Here is a 19875-nt window from a genome sequence, read left to right as displayed (position 1 = left end):
CATGTCAGTACTCCACGTTCTGGTTGCGGCGGCGAATCGTCGTGACTTCGTCACGCTGGTTTCCGGTGGGGCCGTGGTAGTTCAGGGCGAAGGACTGCTGGGCGTAGCCGCCGATCAGGTGCGACGGTTTGATCAGCACCCGGGTCAGCGCGTTGTGAATGCCGCCGCGTTTGCCCTTGGATTCCTTGGTCGTGGTCTCGGTGCCCTCGATGCGCGGCACGTCCACGGCGCGGTCCTGCGCGTGGTACATGAAGACGGTGCCCTCGGGCATGCGGTGCGACACGATGGCGCGGGCCACGACGATGCCGTTGCGGTTGACCGCTTCGATCCAATCGTTGTCGGCGACACCGATCTTGGCCGCGTCGCGGTCCGACATCCAGATCGTCTGCCCGCCGCGCGAGAGCGTCAGCATGTGCAGGTTGTCCTGGTAGGCGGAGTGGATCGACCACTTCGAGTGCGGGGTCAGGTACCGCACGGTGACGCCGCTACCGCTGACGTTGCCGATGCTGGGCTCGGCGAACAGCGCGGTCATGTCCAGCGGCGGCCGGAAGATCGGCAGCTGCTCGCCGAGTTCGATCATCCAGTCGTGGTCGAGGTAGAAGTGCTGGCGCCCGGTGAGGGTGTGCCATGGCTTGAGCCGCTCGACATTGATGGTGAACGGCGAGTACCGGCGCCCACCGCTCTCACTGCCCGACCACTCCGGTGAGGTGATCACCGGCACCGGCCTGGCCTGGGTGTCGGCGAAGGAGATCCGTTTGCCCTCGGCCTCTTTGGCGAGATCGGCCAGTTCGGTGCCGGTGCGCCGCTCCAGCGCCTCGAAGCCCTCGACCGCGAGACGGCCGTTGGTGGTGCCCGAGAGCGCGAGGATGGCCTCGGCGGCGTGGGTGTCCTTGGCCAGCGACGGCCGTCCCGCCGCGATCCCGGAGACGATGGTGCCGTTCTGTCCGGCCAGGTATTCGACCTCGGCGTCGGGGTGGGTGGTGATGCCCTTGGTGGTCACGCCGAGCGTGTCGACCAGCGGGCCCAGCGCGGCGAGCTTCTCCGCGATCTTGGTGTAGTCGCGTTCGATCTCGACGATCTTGGGCATGGTCTTGCCCGGGATCGGCTCGCACTCACCGGCTTTCCAATCCAGCACCTTGCCGCCCGCCTGCGCCAGCGCGTCGGGGGAGTCGTGCTGCAACGGCACCGCGACGATGTCCTTGCGGGTGCCGAGGTGCTTCTCGGCCAGCCAGGAGAACCCGCGGGCGATCCGGTGGAACGCCTCGAAGTCGGTCTTGGCCTCCCACGGCGGGGAGATGGCCGGGGAGAAGGCGTGCACGAACGGGTGCATGTCGGTGGAGGACAGGTCGTGCTTCTCGTACCAGGTGGCCGCGGGCAGCACGATGTCGGCGAACAGGGTGGTGCTGGTCATGCGGAAGTCCAGCGCCAGCAGCAGATCCAGCTTGCCCTCGGCGCCCTCCTCGCGCCATTCCAGCTCCTGCGGGCGCACACCGGTCGCGTCGGTGGTCTGCAGGTTGGAGCCGCAGCCGAGCAGGTGCTTCTGGAAGTACTCGTTGCCCTTGCCCGAGGAACCGAGCAGATTCGCCCGCCACACGGTGAGCACGCGCGGGAAGTTCTCCGGCGCGTCGGGGTCCTCGCAGGCGAAGCGCATCTCGCCCGACTTCAGCTGCGAGACCACGTGTTCGGCGGCGGTCACGCCCGCCGCCGCGGCCTCGTCACTGAGGTCGAGCGGGTTGCGGTTGAACGTCGGGTAGCTCGGCATCCAGCCCAGCCTGCTGGCCAAGGCGATGTTGTCGGCGGCGGTACGGCCGGCGAACTTACCCTTGCCCAGCGGGGAGGCGAAGGCGTCGGAGGTGAACGGGTCGTAGCGCCACTGGTCGTTGGTGAGGTACCAGAAGACCGTCCCCTGCATCTGCCGCGGCGGGCGCTGCCAGTCCGACGCCGAGGCCAGCGTGGCCCAGCCGGTGACGGGACGGCACTTCTCCTGGCCGACGTAGTGGGCCCAGCCGCCGCCGTTCTTGCCCTGACAGCCGGTCAGCAGTGTCAAGGTGAAGAAGGCGCGGTAGATCTGGTCGGAGTGGAACCAGTGGTTGGTGCCCGCGCCCATCAGGATCATCGAGCGGCCGCCGGAACGTTCGGCGTTGTCGGCGAATTCGCGGCCGATGCGCGCGGCCTGCACGGCGGGCACGCCGGTGATGGCCTCCTGCCAGGCCGGGGTGTAGGGCGAGTCGGCGTCGTCGTAGCCCGTGGCCCATTCGCCGGGTAGGCCGTCGCGGCCGAGGCCGTACTGGGCGAGCAGCAGGTCGAACACGGTGGTGACGCGATGGCCGGCGACGATCTTGGTCGGCACACCGCGGCGGATCGTCTCGGCGGCGTCGGTGTCGAAGCGCGGCAGCGCGATCTCGGCGGGGGCGTCGTCGGAATGACCGAGCAGGGTGAGCAGCGGGTCGACGCCCTCGAGGTCGAGATTCCACTTGCCCGTGCCGTCCTCGCCGAAGCGGTGGCCCAGGGAACCGTTGGGCACCACCGGGTTACCGGCCTGATCGAGCAGCACCGGCTTGTGCTCGACGCCTTCGCCGGTCCGGCCGAGATCGGCCGCGGTGAGGAACTTGCCGGGCAGGGCGCCGCCCTGATCCGCCGCGTCGTCGAGGCGGATCAGGAACGGCAGGTCGGTGAACTTCTTGATGTAGTCGAGGAACATCGGAGTCTGCTTCTCGAGGAAGAACTCCTTGAGCACCACGTGGCCCATGGCCATCGCGAGCGCCGCGTCGGTGCCGGGGCGCGCGGCCACCCACTCGTCGGCGAACTTGGTGTTGTCGGCGTAGTCGGGGGAGACCACCACGACCTTCTGGCCGCGGTAGCGCGCCTCGGTCATGTAGTGCGCGTCGGGGGTGCGCGTCACCGGGACGTTGGAACCCCACATGATCAGGTACCCGGCGTCGAACCAGTCGGCCGATTCCGGCACGTCGGTCTGATCGCCGAACACCTGCGGCGAGGCCACCGGCAGGTCGGCGTACCAGTCGTAGAACGACAGCATGTAGCCGCCGATCAGCGAGACGAACCGGGCGCCGGTGGCATGGCTGACCATCGACATGGCCGGGATCGGCGAGAAGCCTGCCACGCGGTCCGGCCCGTACTGCTTGATCGTGTACACGTGCGCGGCGGCGGCGATCTCGGCCGCCTCCCACCACTCGGCGCGGACGAAGCCGCCCTTGCCGCGGGCTCGCTTGTACGCCTTGGCCTTGGCCGGGTCCTCGACGATCGACTCCCAGGCCAGCACCGGGTCCTTGAGCTCGGCCTTGGCCTCGCGGTACAGCTCGAGCAGGGTGCCGCGCACGTACGGGTAGCGCACCCGGGCGGGGGAGTAGGTGTACCAGGAGAACGACGCGCCGCGCGGGCAGCCGCGCGGTTCGTACTCCGGCTTGTCCGAGCCCACCGACGGATAGTCGGTCTGCTGCGATTCCCAGGTGATCACGCCGTCCTTGACGTAGATCTTCCAGGAGCACGAACCGGTGCAGTTCACGCCGTGGGTCGAGCGCACCACTTTGTCATGGGACCAGCGGTCCCGGTAAAAGGCGTCCGCGTCGCGGCCACCGACTTTGTAGACCGACCGGTGGTCGGGCGAGACCTCGCCGCGCTGAAAGTACTTTCCGACATTCAGCAGGGTGTCGCCGAAATCGGTGGGCGACGGACCATGAGTGCGCGAATTAACCACGACGCCCCCTTCGAGCTGTGCATTCGGGCTGTTAGCGGCAACTGTAAGGAGGCGCGGGGCCGCGGCAAAACAAACTTTTCACACCCTCGTGGGCACCCCTGTGAGCTGTGAGGTCGGCGAAATCTCGTGGTCACGGGCCCGCGGCGGGCCGGTCCCGGCGAATCGGGGCCGACCAGGGTGAATGCGATCCGAGCAGGCGTGACGGCCCCGCCGCGGAGCGCGTCGAGGCCGCGACGGTGATGCTTACGAAACCGCCGCTTCTCGGGCGGTTTACATTTGTTTACACATCCGGCGGGGCCGCTGAACAGGGAGAATGTGACGGCCCGCACATCCGGGCGGCCTTCCATGCGCCGCGGCCCGTGTGGTTGCCCACCGGTAGCTCTCGCGTGCTTGTCGCGTCAATATAAAGAAACGGCAACTTTCCCGTTCGGCGAATGGTTCGAGGTTTGAGCCTGCACGAGGATGGTGCCGTGCAGACAGGGAGGGTTGCGGTGCTATCGAAGTCAACAGCCGATGGTCCGGAAGGGTCGCCGAAGCCGCCGACATTGGGCGGGTTGCTGCGCCGCCTGCGCGACGATCGCCGGATTTCGCGGGAGAAGCTGGCCTTCGCGGCCGGGGTCAGCTCCAGCTACATCACCCACCTGGAGAGCGGCGATCGGGAACGTCCGACGCAGGTCGTCGTCGAGGCGCTGGTGCGCTATCTCGACCGCATCGAGCCGGTGACCGACATCGAGCGCAGGCACCTGTTCGATCTGGCCGGGCTGGCCCCCGTGGACAATCCCTCGGTCGAGGATCTGCGAGCCGAGATCAACGACGAGATGCGCCGGACGCTGGCCCTGCAGGAGCCCAACCTCGCCGCCTACGTCGACACGCGCTGGAACATCCTGGCGGGCAACGACTCGTACAACCACGCCTTCCCCGGCCTGGTCGAGGACGCCAACATCCTGCGCTGGTTCTTCGGTAATCCCCTCTCGCGCAAGGTCATGGTGGAGTGGGAGAAGGAATCCACACTGACCGTGCACTGGTTGCGCGGCCTGATCGGGCAGCAGGGCGGGGCGGACTGGTCCGCCGAACTGCTCGAGGAACTGGCGCAGTACCCCGACTTCCGGCGGATCTGGGACGACGGCGACACCGTCTATGGTCGCGAACACACCGCCATGCGGCTGTGCGACCTGCACACCGGTGAGCACTACACCGTCGACGTCCAACTGTTCCGCCTCGATTCCGTCGCCTATCCCGGCCGTATCCAGTACTACCTGGGCGTTCGCGGTCCTGCGGGCGACACCACCATCACCTAGATCCCGGCCACCGCGACCGGGGCCGCGAGGTCGGGCGCATCCGCCGCGACGAGTTCGAGCAGAGCTTCGGCCACCTGTTCCGGGTGGGTGAGCGCGCAGCCGTGACCCCCGCCCGCGACCGTGCGCACCGCTGTGGCGCCGGACAGTCCCCGCGCCAGCCGGGCGCACTTCTCGGCGGTGCTGCTGTGATCGTGCTCGCCACGCAGCACGAGCGCCGGGGCGGTGATCTCGCGCAGGCGCGGCAGTACCGAGTCGCGGTCGACGAGGCAGCGCGCGGCCGCGTGGATCGCCGCGCGGTCGTGGGTGAGCCAGCGGGTGATCCACCACTGCCAGATGTCGGGCCGATCGCCGCCGATCAGTTCCGGTGCGAGCGATTCCGCCAGTGGCACCAATTCCCCTGTGCCACACCATCCGTCGAAGAATTCCTCGTACCGGAGCTCGTCGGCGCGGGTACATGCCTCCGCTTCGGTGTTCAGCAGCGCCAGCGCGCGGACGCGTTCCGGTGCCAGCAGCGCCATACGTAGTGCCACGTAGCCGCCCTGGCTCATTCCGCCGACGACGGCGGTCTCGGCGCCGATCGCGTCGAGTACGCGCAATCCGTCCTCGGCCAGGTCCCAATAGTCGAACCGGGGATCGCGGCCGTATCCGGTGCGCCCGTGTCCGCGCGCGTCCCAGGCGACCACATTGACATCGTTGCGCGCCAATATCGTTCGTATCGGATCGAACATCGATTCGTCCATCAGGAAACCGTGCGCGAGCAGGACCGTCGGACCGCGGCCGGTACCGGTGCGGAAATGGATGTTCACCGAATCCGAATACACGAAGGGCATGCACGAAACATATAAGTGGAACAGGGCATTACGTGTATTCGCCGGATCGCCGGTTCGGTGAATTCACTGGGGAGTGTATGTACGTCACGGGGGGCTCACGATTCCGGTCAAAATGTGGACAGGGCTGTTCGCGGCCGATTGGATCGAAACCGGAACGCACGGCTCGATCAGCACATCTCGGGGAGAACCGATGAGGGTGACGGATTACGGGAACGACGCGCACATCTGGCTCGCGGCCGCCGGCGACGGCCTTTCCGACACATTCGCTGTCTGCGGCGCGGAGGGCAGGGCGGTCTGGTACGGCCCCTTTCTCGACGCCGATGTCGACCATCCACACGGCGACGCCGCCCGCGCGGCGATGAGCGCGGCGGGGCGCGCGATCTGGCTGGCGAGCCGGGCCCGCGAGGACGCGGGCGCCGAGAAGGCCACGCTGCACCTGTCGGTCAGCGATGACGGGCTCGACGCGGTCACGCTGGCCTGCACGGCATCGATGGCGGGCCTGGCGCTGGATCTCGTCGTCACCGACGACAACCCAGCCCTGGACTGGTGCCAGGCCTTCGGCCGGCTCGACTGGACGTCGGGCCCGCTCACCGATCTCGTCGACGCCGCCGAGTCCGACGCCCCCGCGCTGCGTTCGATCGCCGGTGGCCGTGACCCGCAGAAAGAACCACAGGAGAGGTCCCCCATGCCCGACATCGCACACGATCCCTGGACGGAACTACGCTCGGCGCTGGAGGGCCTGCTGCTGCACGACGCGGTGGGACTGGACGCGAAGATGCGGCACGCGATCGCCGCCGTCGTCCACCTCACGGTCGACACCCCGCACGGCCCGCCCGAGGACGCCGAGGAGTTCCTCGGCCGCTTCGACGCCTCCTGGCTGGTGGCCTCCTGGCTCGGCCACGACACCGAACTGTCCCTGATCGCCACCCTCGCCGCGGGCGAGATCCCGGCCCTGTCCTGGTGCGAACTCATGTTCACCACCACCCTGGCGCCCTGGTCGACCAGCCCCGTCGCCGCCCACGCCCGGCGCGTCTTCGCCACCGTGCAGCGCGGCAAGCTCGGCGCCGTACGTGCCCAGGTGAGCTGACGCCGCGGGCCGAACGCGCACCTGCTCCGCGAACTTTATGTACGGAGCAATCTGCCGGTTACATGCCTGTGCGACCATAGCCGACGGTAATCACGGCTATGAGGAGCAATCGAACAGTGGCTGAATTCCTGTCCACGATCAACGGGTACATCTGGAGCGACTCGCTGATCTATCTGTGTCTGGCCGCAGGGGTCTACTTCTCGATCCGATCTCGGTTCGTGCAGGTTCGCCAGATCCCGGACATGATCCGGCTGCTGATCCACGGCGAGAAATCCGCCTCCGGGGTGTCGTCGTTCCAGGCACTGGCCATGTCGCTGTCCGGCCGCATCGGCACCGGCAACATCGCCGGCGTCGCGACCGCGATCGCGTTCGGCGGCCCCGGCGCGCTGTTCTGGATGTGGGCGGTGGCGTTCCTCGGGGCGTCGACGTCGTTCGTCGAGTGCACCCTCGGCCAGATCTACAAGACCCGCGACCGGGTCACCGGCGAGTACCGCGGCGGACCCGCCTACTACTTCAGCAAAGCCATGGCGCACACGAAGGCCGCGCCCGCCTTCAAGGTCTACGGCGTGATCTTCGCGGCGGTCACGGTGCTGGCCTGCGGTCTGCTCATGCCGAGCGTGCAGTCCAACTCGATGGCAGCGGCGATGCATCAGGCGTGGGGCGTCTCGGAGTGGGTGGTCGCGCTCGGCACCGTGATCGTGCTCGCCTTCGTGATCATCGGTGGCGTCAAGCGCATCGCCGCGTTCGCGGCCGTGGTCGTGCCGTTCATGGCGGTCGCCTACATCCTGATCGCGATCGTCATCGTCTTCGCCAACGCGAGCGAGCTGCCCTCGGTGCTCGGCCTGATCTTCCGCAGCGCGTTCGGCGCCGAGGCGGCGTTCGGCGCGATCGTCGGCGCCGCGGTGATGTGGGGCGTCAAGCGGGGCGTGTACTCCAACGAGGCGGGCCAGGGCACCGGCCCGCACTCGGCCGCCGCCGCCGAGGTCTCGCACCCGGCCAAGCAGGGCCTGGTACAGGCGTTCGCGGTCTACATCGACACGCTGTTCGTGTGCACCGCGACCGGCTTCCTGATCCTGTCGACCGGCGCCTACCGCGTCTTCGACGGCGAATCGGCCGACGGCAAGGTCCTCGCCGACGGCGGCGTGCTGCCCTCCGACGTCGCGGTCGGCCCGGCCTACGCGCAGCACGGCGTCGACACCCTGTGGGGCGGTTTCGGTTCGACCTTCGTGGCCATCTCGCTGGCGTTCTTCTGCCTGACGACGATCATCGCCTACTACTACATGGCCGACACGAACCTGCGGTTCCTGGTCGGCAAGTACGCGGCCACCCCGGTGCCGTTCCTGCGCGGCACCGTCGCCAGCAACACCACCCTGGTGCTGCAGGCGGTCATCCTGGTCTCGTGCGCGGTCGGCGCGGTGGTCACCGCGACCGACGCGTGGACCCTCGGCGACATCGGCGTCGGCCTGATGGCCTGGCTCAACATCCTCGGCATCCTCGTGCTCCAGCAGCCCGCCTACAAGGCGCTGCGGGACTACGAGCGTCAGCGGCGCGAGGGCAAGGACCCGGTCTTCGACCCGATCGCCCTCGACATCAAGAACGCCACCTTCTGGGAAACCTACGAGCCGCAGGACGAACGCGACAAGGTCACCGTCGCGTCCTGATCCACCACGCTGTCGACCCCGGCTTATCCGTCAGCCGGGGTCGAGTCGTTCGAGCGCCCGCACGGCCGGTCAGGACGGCAGATCCACCTTGTCGAAGGTGGCGACCCAGAGGTGGGGTGGGCGTGGCGGATTGGGCTCGCCGGCACGGTGGACCCCGATGACCTGCCAGCCCGCCGCGACGGCGGCGTCGAGTTCGCCGGGATGGTCGGAGAGGAACAGGATGTCGGCGGCGTCGACGCCGATCCGGTCCGCGATGGTCCGGTAGGAGGCGGATTCGCGTTTGGGGCCCGCGGTGACCAGGTCGAAGTGGTCGGTGATCAGGTCGGACAGGTCGCCTGCCTCGGCGAAGGCGAACCAATCGCGTTGGTTGCGTTCGGAACCCGAGGAATACACGTAGAGCGGGAGTCCGGCTTCGTGCCAGGCGCGCAGCGCGGGGACAACATCGTCGAAGAACCGTCCGTGCAGTGCGCCCGCGCGGAAACCCTGGGCGCAGATCGCGCCCTGGGCTGCCTTGAGCGGCTCGGCTTTGACATCGGAATGCAGCCAGCCGACGAGGATTTCGGCGACCCGGTCGGTGTCGGCGGCGGGCTCGCCGGCGAGCTCACGGGTCTGCGCGATCACGGATTCGGCAGCGCCCGAGTCGTTCTCGGCCAGCCAGGCGGGCAGTCGCTGCTCGGTGTACCCGTAGAGGTCGGTGCGCACCGAGTCGGTGGGACTGGTGGTCCCTTCGATGTCGAGGACGATCGCGCGGATCACGGCGCGGTGAGCAGTTCGTCGAGGGTGGGGAAGCCCGCGCTGATCTTGTCACCGGTGAAGTCGCCGATCCAGCCGTCGGCCTCCTCGAAGAAGCGGATGGCGATGAAATCGGGACGGGTGCCCATGTCGAACCAGTGCAGGGTGCCCGCCGGCACGGACAGCAGGTCGCCCCCCTCGCACACGGTGGCCAGCACGGCGTCGCCGAGGTGCAGGTAGAAGCAGCCGCGCCCGGCGGCGAAGAAGCGAACCTCGTCCTCGGCGTGCCGGTGCTCGTCGAGGAACTTGGCGCGGGCCCCGGCGGCGGTGGCGGGCCACTCCGGGTTGTCGTCGTCGGGATGGATGCGCGCGATGTCGATGTGCCGGTAGCGGCCGTCGGCGTTCAGCTCGGCGATGCGCGGGCCGTAGTGGGCGAGCAGCGTGTCGGAGTCGGTGGCGGCGGCGTCGTCGAGAACGTCCCAGCGGGAGAACGCGATACCGTGTTCGGCCAGCTCGGCGCCGATCTCGGCGGTGTCGGTGGTGCGCACACGGACATCGGCGGCGTTGTCGGCGGCCATCACTTGCAGCAGGGTCATGAGCTATCCGATCTCGAGTGGCGTGGCGGCGGTGCGTCCGGTGCGGGTGATCAACTCGCACAGGGCTTCCAGGCATTCGGCGCGGTCGCGCGCCTGGGCAAGAGTGTCACCCCAGGTGGTGATCCCGTGCCCGGCAATGAACAGAATCGGTGGGGCGGCGGGGTTCTCGCGCAGGTAGCGCTCGATGTCGGTGCCGATGCGCGGCACCTGCGGCCAGTTGGGGAACACCGGGATCGTCACCGCGGACGGATCGGCCAGGCCGAAACCCTTGAGCAGTTCGTAGCCGCTGATCCGCAGGGGCGTCACCTCGTCACCCGGTTCGGCGGCGGTGGTCGCCAGCGCCGTGGCGAACGGGGAGTGGACGTGCACCACCGCTCCGGCCTGGCGCGTGCGATACACGGCGGTGTGAATGCTGGTCTCCGCGGAGGGTTTCCGATGCTGCCCCGGCAACGGAGTCGTGTCGGCCACGGTGACGCGCACCGTGTCGTCCTCGCGTAGTTCGCCTTTGGACAGGCCACTGGCGGTGATGAGTGCGTCGTCCCCGACGCGCACGGAGATGTTGCCCGCGGTGCCGGGCATCCAGCCGCGCTCGTAGAGCTGCCGGGCGACCGCCGCGATCGCCCGGCCCTGCTCGGCCCGGGTGTCCGCGCGGGGCGCCGCCGACTGCGCGTCGTCAGTGGAACACGGGATGTCGGCGCTGAGCATTCGTCCGTGCTCGCCGAACTCCACCGAATTCCGATAGACCACACCGTTTTCCGTCACCACCGCAGTGACGAGCTCGGCCGGTGTCACATCGAAAGCCGGATTGAACACGGCGGTTCCCGCCGGCGCGGTGGCGACTCCGCCGAACCCGGTCACCTCGGCGGCGGCGCGCTCCTCGACGACGATCTGCGCGCCGGTGGCCATGCCGGTGTCCCGGGTGGACTCCGGGGCGACGACGACGAACGGGATGCCGTGATGACGGGCGGCCAGCGCCAGTGCGAAGGTGCCGATCTTGTTGGCGACGTCGCCGTTGGCGGTGATCCGGTCGGCCCCGACGAGCACCGCGTCGACCTGCCCGGTCGCCATCGCCCACGCCGCGGCCGAGTCGATGGTCAGCCGGTGCGGGATCCCGGCCTCGGCCAGCTCCCACGCGGTGAGCCGGGCGCCCTGCAGCAGCGGTCGCGTCTCGTCGACGAGCACGTCTTCGACGGCGCCGCGCTCGTGCAGCACCCGCAGCGCGCCGATCGCCGTGCCGACCGCGCTGGTTGCCAGGCGCCCGGTGTTGCAGTGGGTGAGCAGCCGCAGCGGCCGGTCACCACACAGCCGCTGCACCAGGTCGGCGGCGTGCGTGGCCGCGGCAAGATTGACCCGCCCGTCTTCGGCGAGCATGTCGAGTGTCTCGGCCAGGACCGCGTCGGCGCCCTCGGCGATCCGCGTCCGCACCCGCTCGACGGCCCAGGCCAGGTTCACGGCCGTCGGCCGGGCCGCCGCGATCCGATCTGCCTCGGCCTGCACCGCGGCGACATCGATCACGCCCGCTGCCGCGGCGGCGCCGCCTTCCTGCGCGGCGGTGGCACCGGGCCGGCCGCCCTGCGGCGCGTCCACGCCGGTGGTGTGCGCCCTGGTGGCGATGACCACGCCGAACGCCCCCGCGATGCCGATCGCCGGTGCTCCCCGGATCGCCAGGGTCGTGATCGCCTCGATGATCTCGTCGACGGTGCCCAGGCGCAGCTCGCGTACCTCGTGCGGCAGCCCGCGCTGGTCGATGGTGACGAGCGCACCGTCATCCCAGGTGAGCGAACTGTCGTCCATCGGTGTCCTCACTGCCTGTCCGTCATCGTGCCGATAAACGGTATCCGACCTGGTCGGGCCTGGTCGCCCCGGTCCCTCCTCCGTCCGGGACGAGGGGACCCGTGTTCCCGCGTACCGCCCGTCCCTCGCGGGGTCGGCCGAGCGGCGGGTGGCGTGCTATTCGGCGACGTACTCGGCCTCCCGCTCGACCGCGTCGATGGTCGTCGTCGGCACCTGGATGGGCCCCGGCGTGTAGGTGACCGCGCGCAGCGCGCCGGTGTAGCGGAACGGTCCGCGGCGTTCGCGCAGGTCCCACGACACCGGGCCGCGCGCGTCGACACCCACCGAGATGCCGGTCCACGGCGCCATGCCGACGAGCTGGACCTGGTCGGTGAGTTCGGCGAGCGGGGTGCCGTCGACCTCGACGACGAAGTCCCAGCGCAGTCGCGGCCGGACCGTGGCGCGCACGGTGATCTCGCGCGTCCCGGCCGGAAGTGGCACCCCGATCGAGTCGTACCGGCCGTAGCTGTTCAGCCCGAACACCACCTCACCGTCCTCGATGTAGAGCAGATAGCCGCCGAGCGGATCACCGTGCGCGACCAGAACACCTTCGTCACCGGGCAGATAGCCGGCGTGCGCGGGCGCGAGGTCGCCGAGTCCGGCCGGGCGGGATCGGGACAGGTCGGCGGTGATGGTGAAGTCGCGGTACGCGATGAGCCGTTGCGAGCGGTAGCGCTCGAGTGTCGGGGTGCCGGGGAGCAGCCGCACCGGCGCGGCGAACCGCGCCTCCTCCGGTCGCCGCCGGAACAGATCGGCGCGGGTCAGCAGCGGGAAAACGGTGTTGGCCCAGGCGGATTCGTCCCAGGCGGCGGCGAGTTCGGCGGCCTTGTCCGGGTAGCGATCGGACAGGTCGTGCAGTTCGGTGGGATCGGCGCGCACGTCGAACAGCTGCCAGTTCGGTGCGTCGATGTCGGCGTCGCGTTCGTGCAGGGACAGCAGTTTCCAGCCGTCGCGGTAGTAGCCGCGATGCCCGGTCATCTCCGAGTACTGCTCCGTGTGCGCGGTCGGCGCGGCCGGATCACGCAGCAGTGCGGCGGCCGATACTCCGTCGAAGTCCTTGGCGGGCAACCCGTTGCGGACCGATGGCCGATCCAGTCCGGCAAGGTCGAGCAGGGTCGGCGCGAGATCGGTGACATAGGCGTACTCGTGCCGGATCCCCCCGTCGCCCTCGCCGCGTGGCAGGCCCTTGGGCCACGACACCACCAGCGGCACCCGCACCCCGCCGGCGAAGGTCTGCCCCTTGTAGAAGCGGAAGGGCGTATTCGACGCCTGGCCCCAGCCGCGCGGATAGTGCACGCCCAGCTTCGCGGTGCCGATCAGGTCCTCGTCGTGCGGCACGTCGCCGATCCAGTCGGGATCGTCGATGTGGGCGAACTCGGCGAAGTAGGAGCGGGTGCCCTCGGGGCCGCCCTCGGCGGTGCCGCCGTTGTCGGAGGTGAACACGATGATCGTGTCGTCGAGTTCGCCGAGCTCGTCGAGCAGGTCGACGATGCGGCCGAGGCTCTGGTCGATGCTGTCGACCATGCCCGCGTACACCTCCATGTACTTGGCGTAGCGCCGCTGCTCGTCGGCCGACAGCGAATCCCATTCGGCCGCTTCGTAACCGGGTTCGGTATTGCGCGGCTTCTGCTCGGTCCCCGGCGGGAAGAGGCCCTGCGCCAATTGTTCGGCGAAGCGCCGCCTGCGCAGTTCGTCCCACCCCTCGGCGTACTTGCCGCGATACTTCGCCTGGTCGGCCGCCTTGGCCTGGAGCGGGCCGTGCATGGCCACGTGCGCGAAATACAGGAAGAACGGCTTCGTCGCGTCGTGCGCGCGCAGATCCTTGATGTAGGACAGCGCCTTGTCGGTGAGATCGTCGGTCAGGTAGTAGCCCTCGGGATATTCCTCGACGTCGACCACCGAACTGTCGGAGACCAGTTGATTCGGGTAGTAGAAGGAATTCAGTCCCTCCAGCGACCCGTAGTAGCGGTCGAAACCGCGTTGCGTCGGCCAGGAATCCCGATGCGCGGCCGGGTTCATGGTGGCATCGCGGACGAGATGCCATTTGCCGACCGCGTAGGTGGCATATCCGTTGGCGCGCAAGATCTCCGGCAAGGTGAGGACATCGTCGGCCAGTTCCAGCCGCAATCCGGGATAGCCGGGGTCGGTATTGGCGACGAACCCGAAACCCGCGCGGTGGGAATTGATTCCGGTGAGCAGCGCCGCCCGTGACGGCGAGCACAGCGGGGTGGTGTGATAGTTCGACAGCCGCACCCCGTTCGCCGCGAGCCGGTCCAGCGTCGGCGTCTCGATCTCGGAACCGAACGGGCCGATGTCGCTGTAACCCATGTCGTCGACGAGGACGACGACGATATTGGGCGCGCCCCGGGGCGCGGTCGGCGGTGCGGTCCACTCCGGCGTGGAATCGGCGGCGGTGCGGCCGACCGAGCCGCCGAAGGATTCGTAACCGCGAGCGTGCGAGGGAACTGGCATGACCGGCAGTAAAGGCGAGATATCCGCTGGTCACCAGGATTATGTGCAGGGTGCGTGGAATCGGTGACCCTCGCTTCGCTACTTGTTAGCGTCACTGCCGTGCCCACGACCCAGCCCACCAGCTGCTGTTCGTGTCGCGTCCAGCGCGGCTGACGTCCGTCCGCTGACGGACGCGGCCGAACGGCCGATGTCTCCCTTTCCCCGGCGCCGCCGAGTGCCGCGCCGACCGGCCCGCCTCGCGGGCCGACGTGTCTTCGAGGAATCCCACGATGAGCTTCACCTCCGGTGGTCTGGACCGCCGTAACTTCCTGCGCGCCGGCGGAATCGCCGCGGCCGCCATCTTCGGCGGCGCTGCGCTGGCCGCGTGCACGTCCGCGGTGGGGGAACAGAAAGCGGGCGGCCGCGACGCCACCCCGGTGCGCGGCGGCACCTTGAAGGTGGGCATCCGCGAAGACCTCGTGCCAGCCAACATCCTCACCAACACCGCGGCGACGCCGGTCGTCATCGGCCTGGTCTACGAGTCGCTGATCCGCTACCCCAACGACAAGCTCGAACCCCGACCGCTGCTGGCGAAGGCGTGGCAGCTCGCCGCCGACGGCCGCTCGATCACGCTGGACCTGCGCGACGACGTGAAGTTCCACTCCGGCAGGCAGTTCACCGCCAAGGACGTGGAATTCTCGATCCGCACCTACGCCGACGCGAAATGGTCGGCGCAGCTGCGCAGTACGGCCGCCGCGGTCACCGGCTTCGACATCGTCTCGCCCACCCGCATCGTGCTCCAGCTGGCGCACCCGCTGAGCAACATCTACGACCTGCTCGACACCGTGCCGATCCTGGACAGCGAGTCCATCGACCGGCTCGGCACCGGCGACGTCTACATCGGCACCGGACCGTTCAAGTACGTGCAGCGGATCCCGAACTCGCAGTTGATCTTCGAGCGCAATCCCGACTACCGGATTCCCGAGCGGCCCTATCTCGACCGCGTCGAGGTGTCGATCATCCCCGATCCGACGGCGCTGCTGAGCGCGCTGAAATCGGGACAGATCGCCGTCGCCAGGGAACTGGCCTTCCGTGACGCCGAGAACCTGGGCAAGTCGGGCGGCTTCCAGGTGGACAATCTCGAAGGCGCCGAGCTGCAGATCTACGTCGGTGTCAATGTCACCGAACCGGCGCTCGCCGATCTCCGGGTGCGCCAAGCCATCGCGTACGGGCTCGACCGCGAGCGGGTGATCGCCGAGGTGTTCCGCGGTGCGGGCTACCCGCTCAACGCGCCGTGGCCGAAGACCTCACCCGCCTACGACGAATCACGCAACACCAGATTCGGTCGCGACATCGGCAAGGCCAAGGAACTGCTCGCCCAGGCGGGCAAGCCGCCGCGGTTGCCGCTGACGTTCGCGCCGGGATACGACGAGGTGGCCCAGATCGTGCAGGCCAACCTCGCCGAGATCGGCATCGAGGTAGTCCTCGACCCGGTCGACGCCGCGACCTTCGTCAAACAGCTCACCGGCCAGCAGTTCCGGGGCCTGTGGGTCACCGACCACTCGTGGGCCCAGTTCGTGCCGTCCACCCTGACGGTGAGCGCCTACCCGTTCAACGCCCGCCGCAACGCCTCGCGCTACGACTCGCCCGCCTACACCGGCGCCGCCGACGCCGCCTGGAAGTTGCCGCAGGCCACCGGCCCCGACGCGGTGCGCGCCTACCAGGCCATCAGCGACCAGCTGCTGGAAGGACTGTTCCTGATCGAGATCGGCGTGCGCTTCCAGCAGTACTCGTCGGCGAACAAGGTGCACGGTTTCGGCTGGACCAAACGCCGCGAACCCGTCCTCACCGACACCTTCCTGTCATGACCCGCTATCTGCTGCACCGGCTGCCGTCGGCGGTGCTCGTGCTGTTCGCGGCCTCGGTACTGATCTTCCTGCTGCTGCGGCTGGTGCCCGGCGATCCGGCCACCATCCTGGCGGGCAACGACGCCACCCCGGAGTCGATCGCGGCGATCCGGCATCAGCTCGGACTCGACCGTTCCGTTCCGGTGCAGTACCTGAGCTGGCTGGCCGACCTGTTCACCCTGGATCTCGGCCGTTCCTACATCATCGGCGGGCAGATCACCGACCTGGTCGGGCGGGGGCTCACCAACACGCTGGTCCTCACCGTGTCCGCGCTGCTGCTGGCCGTGCTGGTGAGCCTGGCCGTGTCGGTCGCCTCGGTGCTGTGGCCGACTCGTTGGCTGAACAGCATTGTCGCCGCGGCCAATACGGTCGCCGTCGCGCTGCCGACCTTCGTCGTCGGGCCGCTGCTGGTGCTGGTGTTCGCGGTGGCGATCCCGGTCCTGCCCGCCGGTGGTGTGCCGCCGGACGGGTTCATCGCGCGGCCCGACATCGCGGTGCAGTACCTGCTGCTGCCCGCGATCTGCCTGGCGCTGCCGGTGGCCGCGGCGCTGACCAGGTTCCTCACCGAGTCGCTGCGCACCGAACTGGCGAAACCCTATGTGCTGACGGCCCGTTCGCTGGGTGTCGCGCATCGCGAGATCGTCACCCGCGGCGCGCTGCGCAACGCGCTGCCGACCATGCTCACCGTGCTCGGCATCCAGACCGGGCAGCTGCTCGGCGGCGCGGTCCTGGTGGAGGCGGCGTTCGTGTGGCCCGGCATCGGGCAGCTCATCGAACAGGGCATCAGCAGGCGCGACTATCCGCTCGTGCAGGTGCTGTTGCTGCTGTCGGTGGTGGTGTTCGTGGTGATCCAGCTGGTCACCGACATCGCCCACGCCTGGCTGGATCCGCGGATCCGGATCGGGGGACGGTCATGACGGTCACGCAGGTGGCGCCGCCGACGACATCGAGCCACCCGCTCACGGCCCTGCGTCGGGGGCAGGGTCTGGCCGGGGTCGTGCTCGTCGGCGTGATCGCCCTGGCCGGCGTGCTCGCCGGAGTGCTCAGCGCCTACGACCCGCTCGCCCAGATTCCCGGCGCCAACCTGGTGGGCCCGAGCGCCGAGCACTGGCTCGGCACCGACCATCTCAATCGCGACGTGTGGTCCAGGGTGCTGGCCGGTATCCGGGTCGATCTGGTGATCGTGCTGCTCGCGGTGCCCGTCGGCGCGGCGATCGGCTCGCTGGTCGGGCTCGCGGCGACCGTGCACCCGCTGGCGGACGTCACCGCGCAGCGCGTGTTCGACCTGATCCTGGCGTTCCCCTCGCTGATCTTCGCCATCGCGCTGACCGCGATCACGGGGCCGGGCGCGCACGCGGTGGTCATCGTGATCATCGCCGCCGAGATCCCGATCTTCGGGCGCCAGATCCGCACGGCCGTGCTCGCGGTGCGCGAGCAGCCCTTCGTCGAGGCGTCGGAGGTCATCGGCGCCGACACCTGGTGGACGCTGCGCCGCCACGTGCTGCCGCACGTGCTCGAGCCGCTGGGCGTGCAGTTCGCGCTGTCGCTGTCGGTGGCGGTGTTCATCGAGGGCGCGATGAGCTTCATCGGCATCGGGGTGCTGCCGCCACAGCCCTCGCTCGGGTCGCTGATCGGCGAGTCCATCGGCAATCTCGACGCCAACCCGTGGATGGCGGTGGGACCGCTGGTCGTCGTCGCCGGCCTCACCCTCGGATTTCTGTTGATCGCCCAGGCACTGGGCCGGGCAAGGAGAGTGACATGAGCGGCGAGGTCGTGCTCGACATCGACGAGCTGACCATCCGATTCGGCGAGCGGACCGTGGTGGACGGCGTCCGCCTGCGGGTGCGGCGCGGTGAGATCGTCGCGCTGGTGGGCGAATCCGGCTCGGGCAAGTCGCTCACCGCGCGTTCCGTGCTCGGCCTGCTGCCCGCCACCGCCACCGCCGCGGGCACCGTCCGGCTGGCCGACACCGACATCGTCGGTGCGACCGAAGCGCAACTGCGCGCGGTGCGGGGCACCACGGCGGCCATGGTGTTCCAGGAACCGCAGACCGCGCTGAATCCGGTGCAGAAGATCGGTACCCAGTTGGTGCAGGCCCTGCGGGCGCACGGTGTCCGCGACACGAAAACGGCCCGGGCACGCGCGGTGGAACTGCTTGCCGCCGTGGACATCCCGGAGCCCGAGCAGCGGCTCGGCTGGTATCCGCACCAGCTGTCCGGTGGGCAGAAGCAGCGCGTGGTCATCGCCCTGGCACTGTCCGGCGATCCGGACCTGCTCATCGCCGACGAACCGACCACCGCCCTCGACGTGACGGTGCAGGCCGAAATCCTCGACCTGCTCCGGTCGCTGCAGCGGGAGCGGGGCACGGCCGTCCTGTTCATCACCCACAACCTGGGCGTGGTCGCCGAGATCGCCGATCGCGTCGTGGTGTTGCGGGCGGGCCGGGTGGTGGAGGAGCAGTCGGTGTTCGGGTTGTTCGCCGAGCCGGGGGAGGAGTACACGCGTACGTTGCTCGCCTCGGTACCGCGGTTGCCCGGGGCCGAAGCGTCCGCCGTCGGCAGTGGCGACGAAGCCGGCCGCAGCGCAACGGATCTCGCAGGGCGCGACGACCGGTCTGTTGTCGCCGGAGACGGCGCGGCGGGTCGCGCCGACGGCGTCGGCGCCGAATCCGGTTCCCGTGGAAGCGAAACCGGCCGCGGTGCCGCCGATCCAGTCGTCGCGCGGGGCGCCTCTGCCCGCGAGGGCGGCAGGGACGATTCCGTCGCCGGTTCGGACCACGATGCGGCAGGTGACCGTATTCGGCCACGTGGCGTCCTGCGGCGGGTCATCACGCGCGGGCCCGCCGTCGTGGCCGAGAAGGGCGGCGGCACCGCGGAAGCCGAGTATCGCGAGGTGCTGCGCGTCGAAGACCTGTCCGTGGTGTACCCCGGGCGGCACGGCGCCCCGTCCTTCCCCGCGCTGCACGACATCTCCCTCACCCTCGGGCCACGGGAAGTGCTCGGTGTGGTGGGCGAATCGGGGTCGGGCAAGAGCACGTTGGGGCGCACCGCCCTCGGGCTCGTTCCCGCTACCTCGGGAACCGTGACCCTGCAAGGAGTTTCGCTCGCCGGGTTGTCTCCACGGGAAGTGCGCGCGCTGCGCAGGAATGTCGCACTCGTGCACCAGGATGTGAGCGCGTCGCTGGACCCGCGCCGCAGCGTCGCCGACGCCATCGGCGAGCCGCTCGCGGTGCATCGCGTCGCGTCGGGTTCGCTGCTGCGGTCCAAGGTGGGTGATCTGCTCGAATCGGTGCGACTACCCAGGGATTACGCGGACCGCAGGCCGGGTGAACTGTCCGGCGGGCAACGTCAGCGGGTCGCGCTGGCCCGCGCGCTCGCCCTGGCGCCGCGCCTGCTGGTGGCCGACGAACCGACCAGCGCCCTCGATGTCTCGGTCCAGGCGCAGGTGCTGGACCTGTTCGCCGACCTGCGCGCCGAATACGGCTTCGCCAGCCTGTTCATCAGCCACGATCTGGCCGTCGTTCATCAGGTCGCCGATCGGGTGGTGGTGCTGCGGCAGGGCCGGATCGTCGAATCCGGCGCGGTCGGCACCGTCTTCGCGGCACCGGCCCAGGAGTACACCCGCCGCCTGCTCGACGCGGTCCCCACCCCCGATCCAACGGCCCGCCGCGTCCAGGCCGAATCCGTGGCCCCCGCGCTGCTCGGCGTCGGCTCCTGACGTGGACGAGCCGCCGGAAGGGGGACCGGCGGCTCGTCGACACACGAG

The 19875-nt window shown here is 69.3% G+C and carries 13 protein-coding genes; 7 read left to right on the top strand and 6 right to left on the bottom strand.

What is annotated here, in order from left to right; all coding sequences use genetic code 11:
* Window positions 1-4: 4 nt before the first annotated feature.
* Window positions 5-3715 (bottom strand): nitrate reductase subunit alpha, encoded by a 3711-nt coding sequence (locus DFR69_RS05780; RefSeq protein ID WP_110036392.1) that lies wholly within the window; start codon window positions 3713-3715, stop codon window positions 5-7.
* Between the two features lie 491 nt (window positions 3716-4206).
* Between DFR69_RS05780 and DFR69_RS05775 the strand changes: the two genes are divergently transcribed.
* On the top strand, window positions 4207-5013 hold the full coding sequence (locus DFR69_RS05775; protein ID WP_244198107.1) for a helix-turn-helix transcriptional regulator: 807 nt from the start codon (window positions 4207-4209) through the stop codon (window positions 5011-5013).
* On the opposite strand, the gene DFR69_RS05770 is transcribed toward DFR69_RS05775, so the two are convergent.
* Entirely contained in the window at window positions 5010-5843 is an 834-nt protein-coding gene (locus tag DFR69_RS05770) for an alpha/beta fold hydrolase (RefSeq protein ID WP_244198106.1), read from the bottom strand. The genes DFR69_RS05775 and DFR69_RS05770 overlap by 4 nt on opposite strands.
* 190 nt (window positions 5844-6033) lie before the next feature.
* Between DFR69_RS05770 and DFR69_RS05765 the strand changes: the two genes are divergently transcribed.
* Window positions 6034-6930, top strand: a complete 897-nt coding sequence (locus DFR69_RS05765; RefSeq protein WP_110036391.1) for a hypothetical protein — start codon at window positions 6034-6036, stop codon at window positions 6928-6930.
* Window positions 6931-7046: 116 nt separating this feature from the next.
* Window positions 7047-8591, top strand: coding sequence for an alanine/glycine:cation symporter family protein (locus DFR69_RS05760; RefSeq protein ID WP_110036390.1), 1545 nt, complete (start codon window positions 7047-7049; stop codon window positions 8589-8591).
* Between the two features lie 69 nt (window positions 8592-8660).
* Here DFR69_RS05760 and mtnC read toward each other — a convergent pair whose 3' ends face one another.
* The 4 genes from mtnC to DFR69_RS05740 all read right to left on the bottom strand — a co-directional run bounded on the left by mtnC (window position 8661) and on the right by DFR69_RS05740 (window position 14224).
* On the bottom strand, window positions 8661-9347 hold the full coding sequence (gene mtnC, locus DFR69_RS05755) for an acireductone synthase (protein ID WP_110036389.1): 687 nt from the start codon (window positions 9345-9347) through the stop codon (window positions 8661-8663).
* Window positions 9344-9919, bottom strand: coding sequence for a 1,2-dihydroxy-3-keto-5-methylthiopentene dioxygenase (locus DFR69_RS05750; protein WP_110036388.1), 576 nt, complete (start codon window positions 9917-9919; stop codon window positions 9344-9346). Before DFR69_RS05750 ends, mtnC begins: the two co-directional genes overlap by 4 nt.
* A 3-nt stretch (window positions 9920-9922) precedes the next feature.
* Entirely contained in the window at window positions 9923-11713 is a 1791-nt protein-coding gene (gene mtnA / locus DFR69_RS05745; protein WP_110036387.1) for an S-methyl-5-thioribose-1-phosphate isomerase, read from the bottom strand.
* Between the two features lie 156 nt (window positions 11714-11869).
* Entirely contained in the window at window positions 11870-14224 is a 2355-nt protein-coding gene (locus DFR69_RS05740) for an arylsulfatase (protein ID WP_110036386.1), read from the bottom strand.
* 269 nt (window positions 14225-14493) lie between these two features.
* Here DFR69_RS05740 and DFR69_RS05735 point away from each other — a divergent pair, with 269 nt between their 5' ends.
* Genes DFR69_RS05735 through DFR69_RS05720 form a run of 4 tightly spaced genes read left to right on the top strand, consistent with a single transcriptional unit; the run spans window position 14494 to window position 19827 of the window.
* Window positions 14494-16071: an ABC transporter substrate-binding protein gene (locus DFR69_RS05735; protein ID WP_110036385.1), complete on the top strand. Its 1578-nt coding sequence runs from the start codon at window positions 14494-14496 to the stop codon at window positions 16069-16071.
* Window positions 16068-17027 (top strand): ABC transporter permease, encoded by a 960-nt coding sequence (locus DFR69_RS05730; RefSeq protein ID WP_110036384.1) that lies wholly within the window; start codon window positions 16068-16070, stop codon window positions 17025-17027. Before DFR69_RS05735 ends, DFR69_RS05730 begins: the two co-directional genes overlap by 4 nt.
* Complete coding sequence (locus tag DFR69_RS05725) at window positions 17024-17872, top strand: ABC transporter permease (protein ID WP_110036383.1); 849 nt, start codon at window positions 17024-17026, stop codon at window positions 17870-17872. Before DFR69_RS05730 ends, DFR69_RS05725 begins: the two co-directional genes overlap by 4 nt.
* A complete protein-coding gene (locus tag DFR69_RS05720) occupies window positions 17869-19827 on the top strand; it encodes a dipeptide ABC transporter ATP-binding protein (RefSeq protein ID WP_110036382.1) in 1959 nt (652 codons plus the stop codon). Before DFR69_RS05725 ends, DFR69_RS05720 begins: the two co-directional genes overlap by 4 nt.
* The last annotated feature ends 48 nt before the right edge of the window (window positions 19828-19875 follow it).

This window comes from Nocardia neocaledoniensis, assembly GCF_003182135.1.
Classification (GTDB): domain Bacteria; phylum Actinomycetota; class Actinomycetes; order Mycobacteriales; family Mycobacteriaceae; genus Nocardia; species Nocardia neocaledoniensis.
This window is presented reverse-complemented; position numbering and strand designations above follow the sequence as displayed.

What these genes read in the sequence shown, in the direction of transcription:
- DFR69_RS05770 (WP_244198106.1), bottom strand. Translation starts at nt 5,843, where the DNA reads ATGCCCTTCGTGTATTCGGATTCGGTGAACATCCATTTCCGCACCGGT.
- DFR69_RS05765 (WP_110036391.1), top strand. Translation starts at nt 6,034, where the DNA reads ATGAGGGTGACGGATTACGGGAACGACGCGCACATCTGGCTCGCGGCC.
- DFR69_RS05750 (WP_110036388.1), bottom strand. Translation starts at nt 9,919, where the DNA reads ATGACCCTGCTGCAAGTGATGGCCGCCGACAACGCCGCCGATGTCCGT.
- mtnA (WP_110036387.1), bottom strand. Translation starts at nt 11,713, where the DNA reads ATGGACGACAGTTCGCTCACCTGGGATGACGGTGCGCTCGTCACCATC.
- DFR69_RS05740 (WP_110036386.1), bottom strand. Translation starts at nt 14,224, where the DNA reads ATGCCAGTTCCCTCGCACGCTCGCGGTTACGAATCCTTCGGCGGCTCG.
- DFR69_RS05735 (WP_110036385.1), top strand. Translation starts at nt 14,494, where the DNA reads ATGAGCTTCACCTCCGGTGGTCTGGACCGCCGTAACTTCCTGCGCGCC.
- DFR69_RS05730 (WP_110036384.1), top strand. Translation starts at nt 16,068, where the DNA reads ATGACCCGCTATCTGCTGCACCGGCTGCCGTCGGCGGTGCTCGTGCTG.
- DFR69_RS05725 (WP_110036383.1), top strand. Translation starts at nt 17,024, where the DNA reads ATGACGGTCACGCAGGTGGCGCCGCCGACGACATCGAGCCACCCGCTC.
- DFR69_RS05720 (WP_110036382.1), top strand. Translation starts at nt 17,869, where the DNA reads ATGAGCGGCGAGGTCGTGCTCGACATCGACGAGCTGACCATCCGATTC.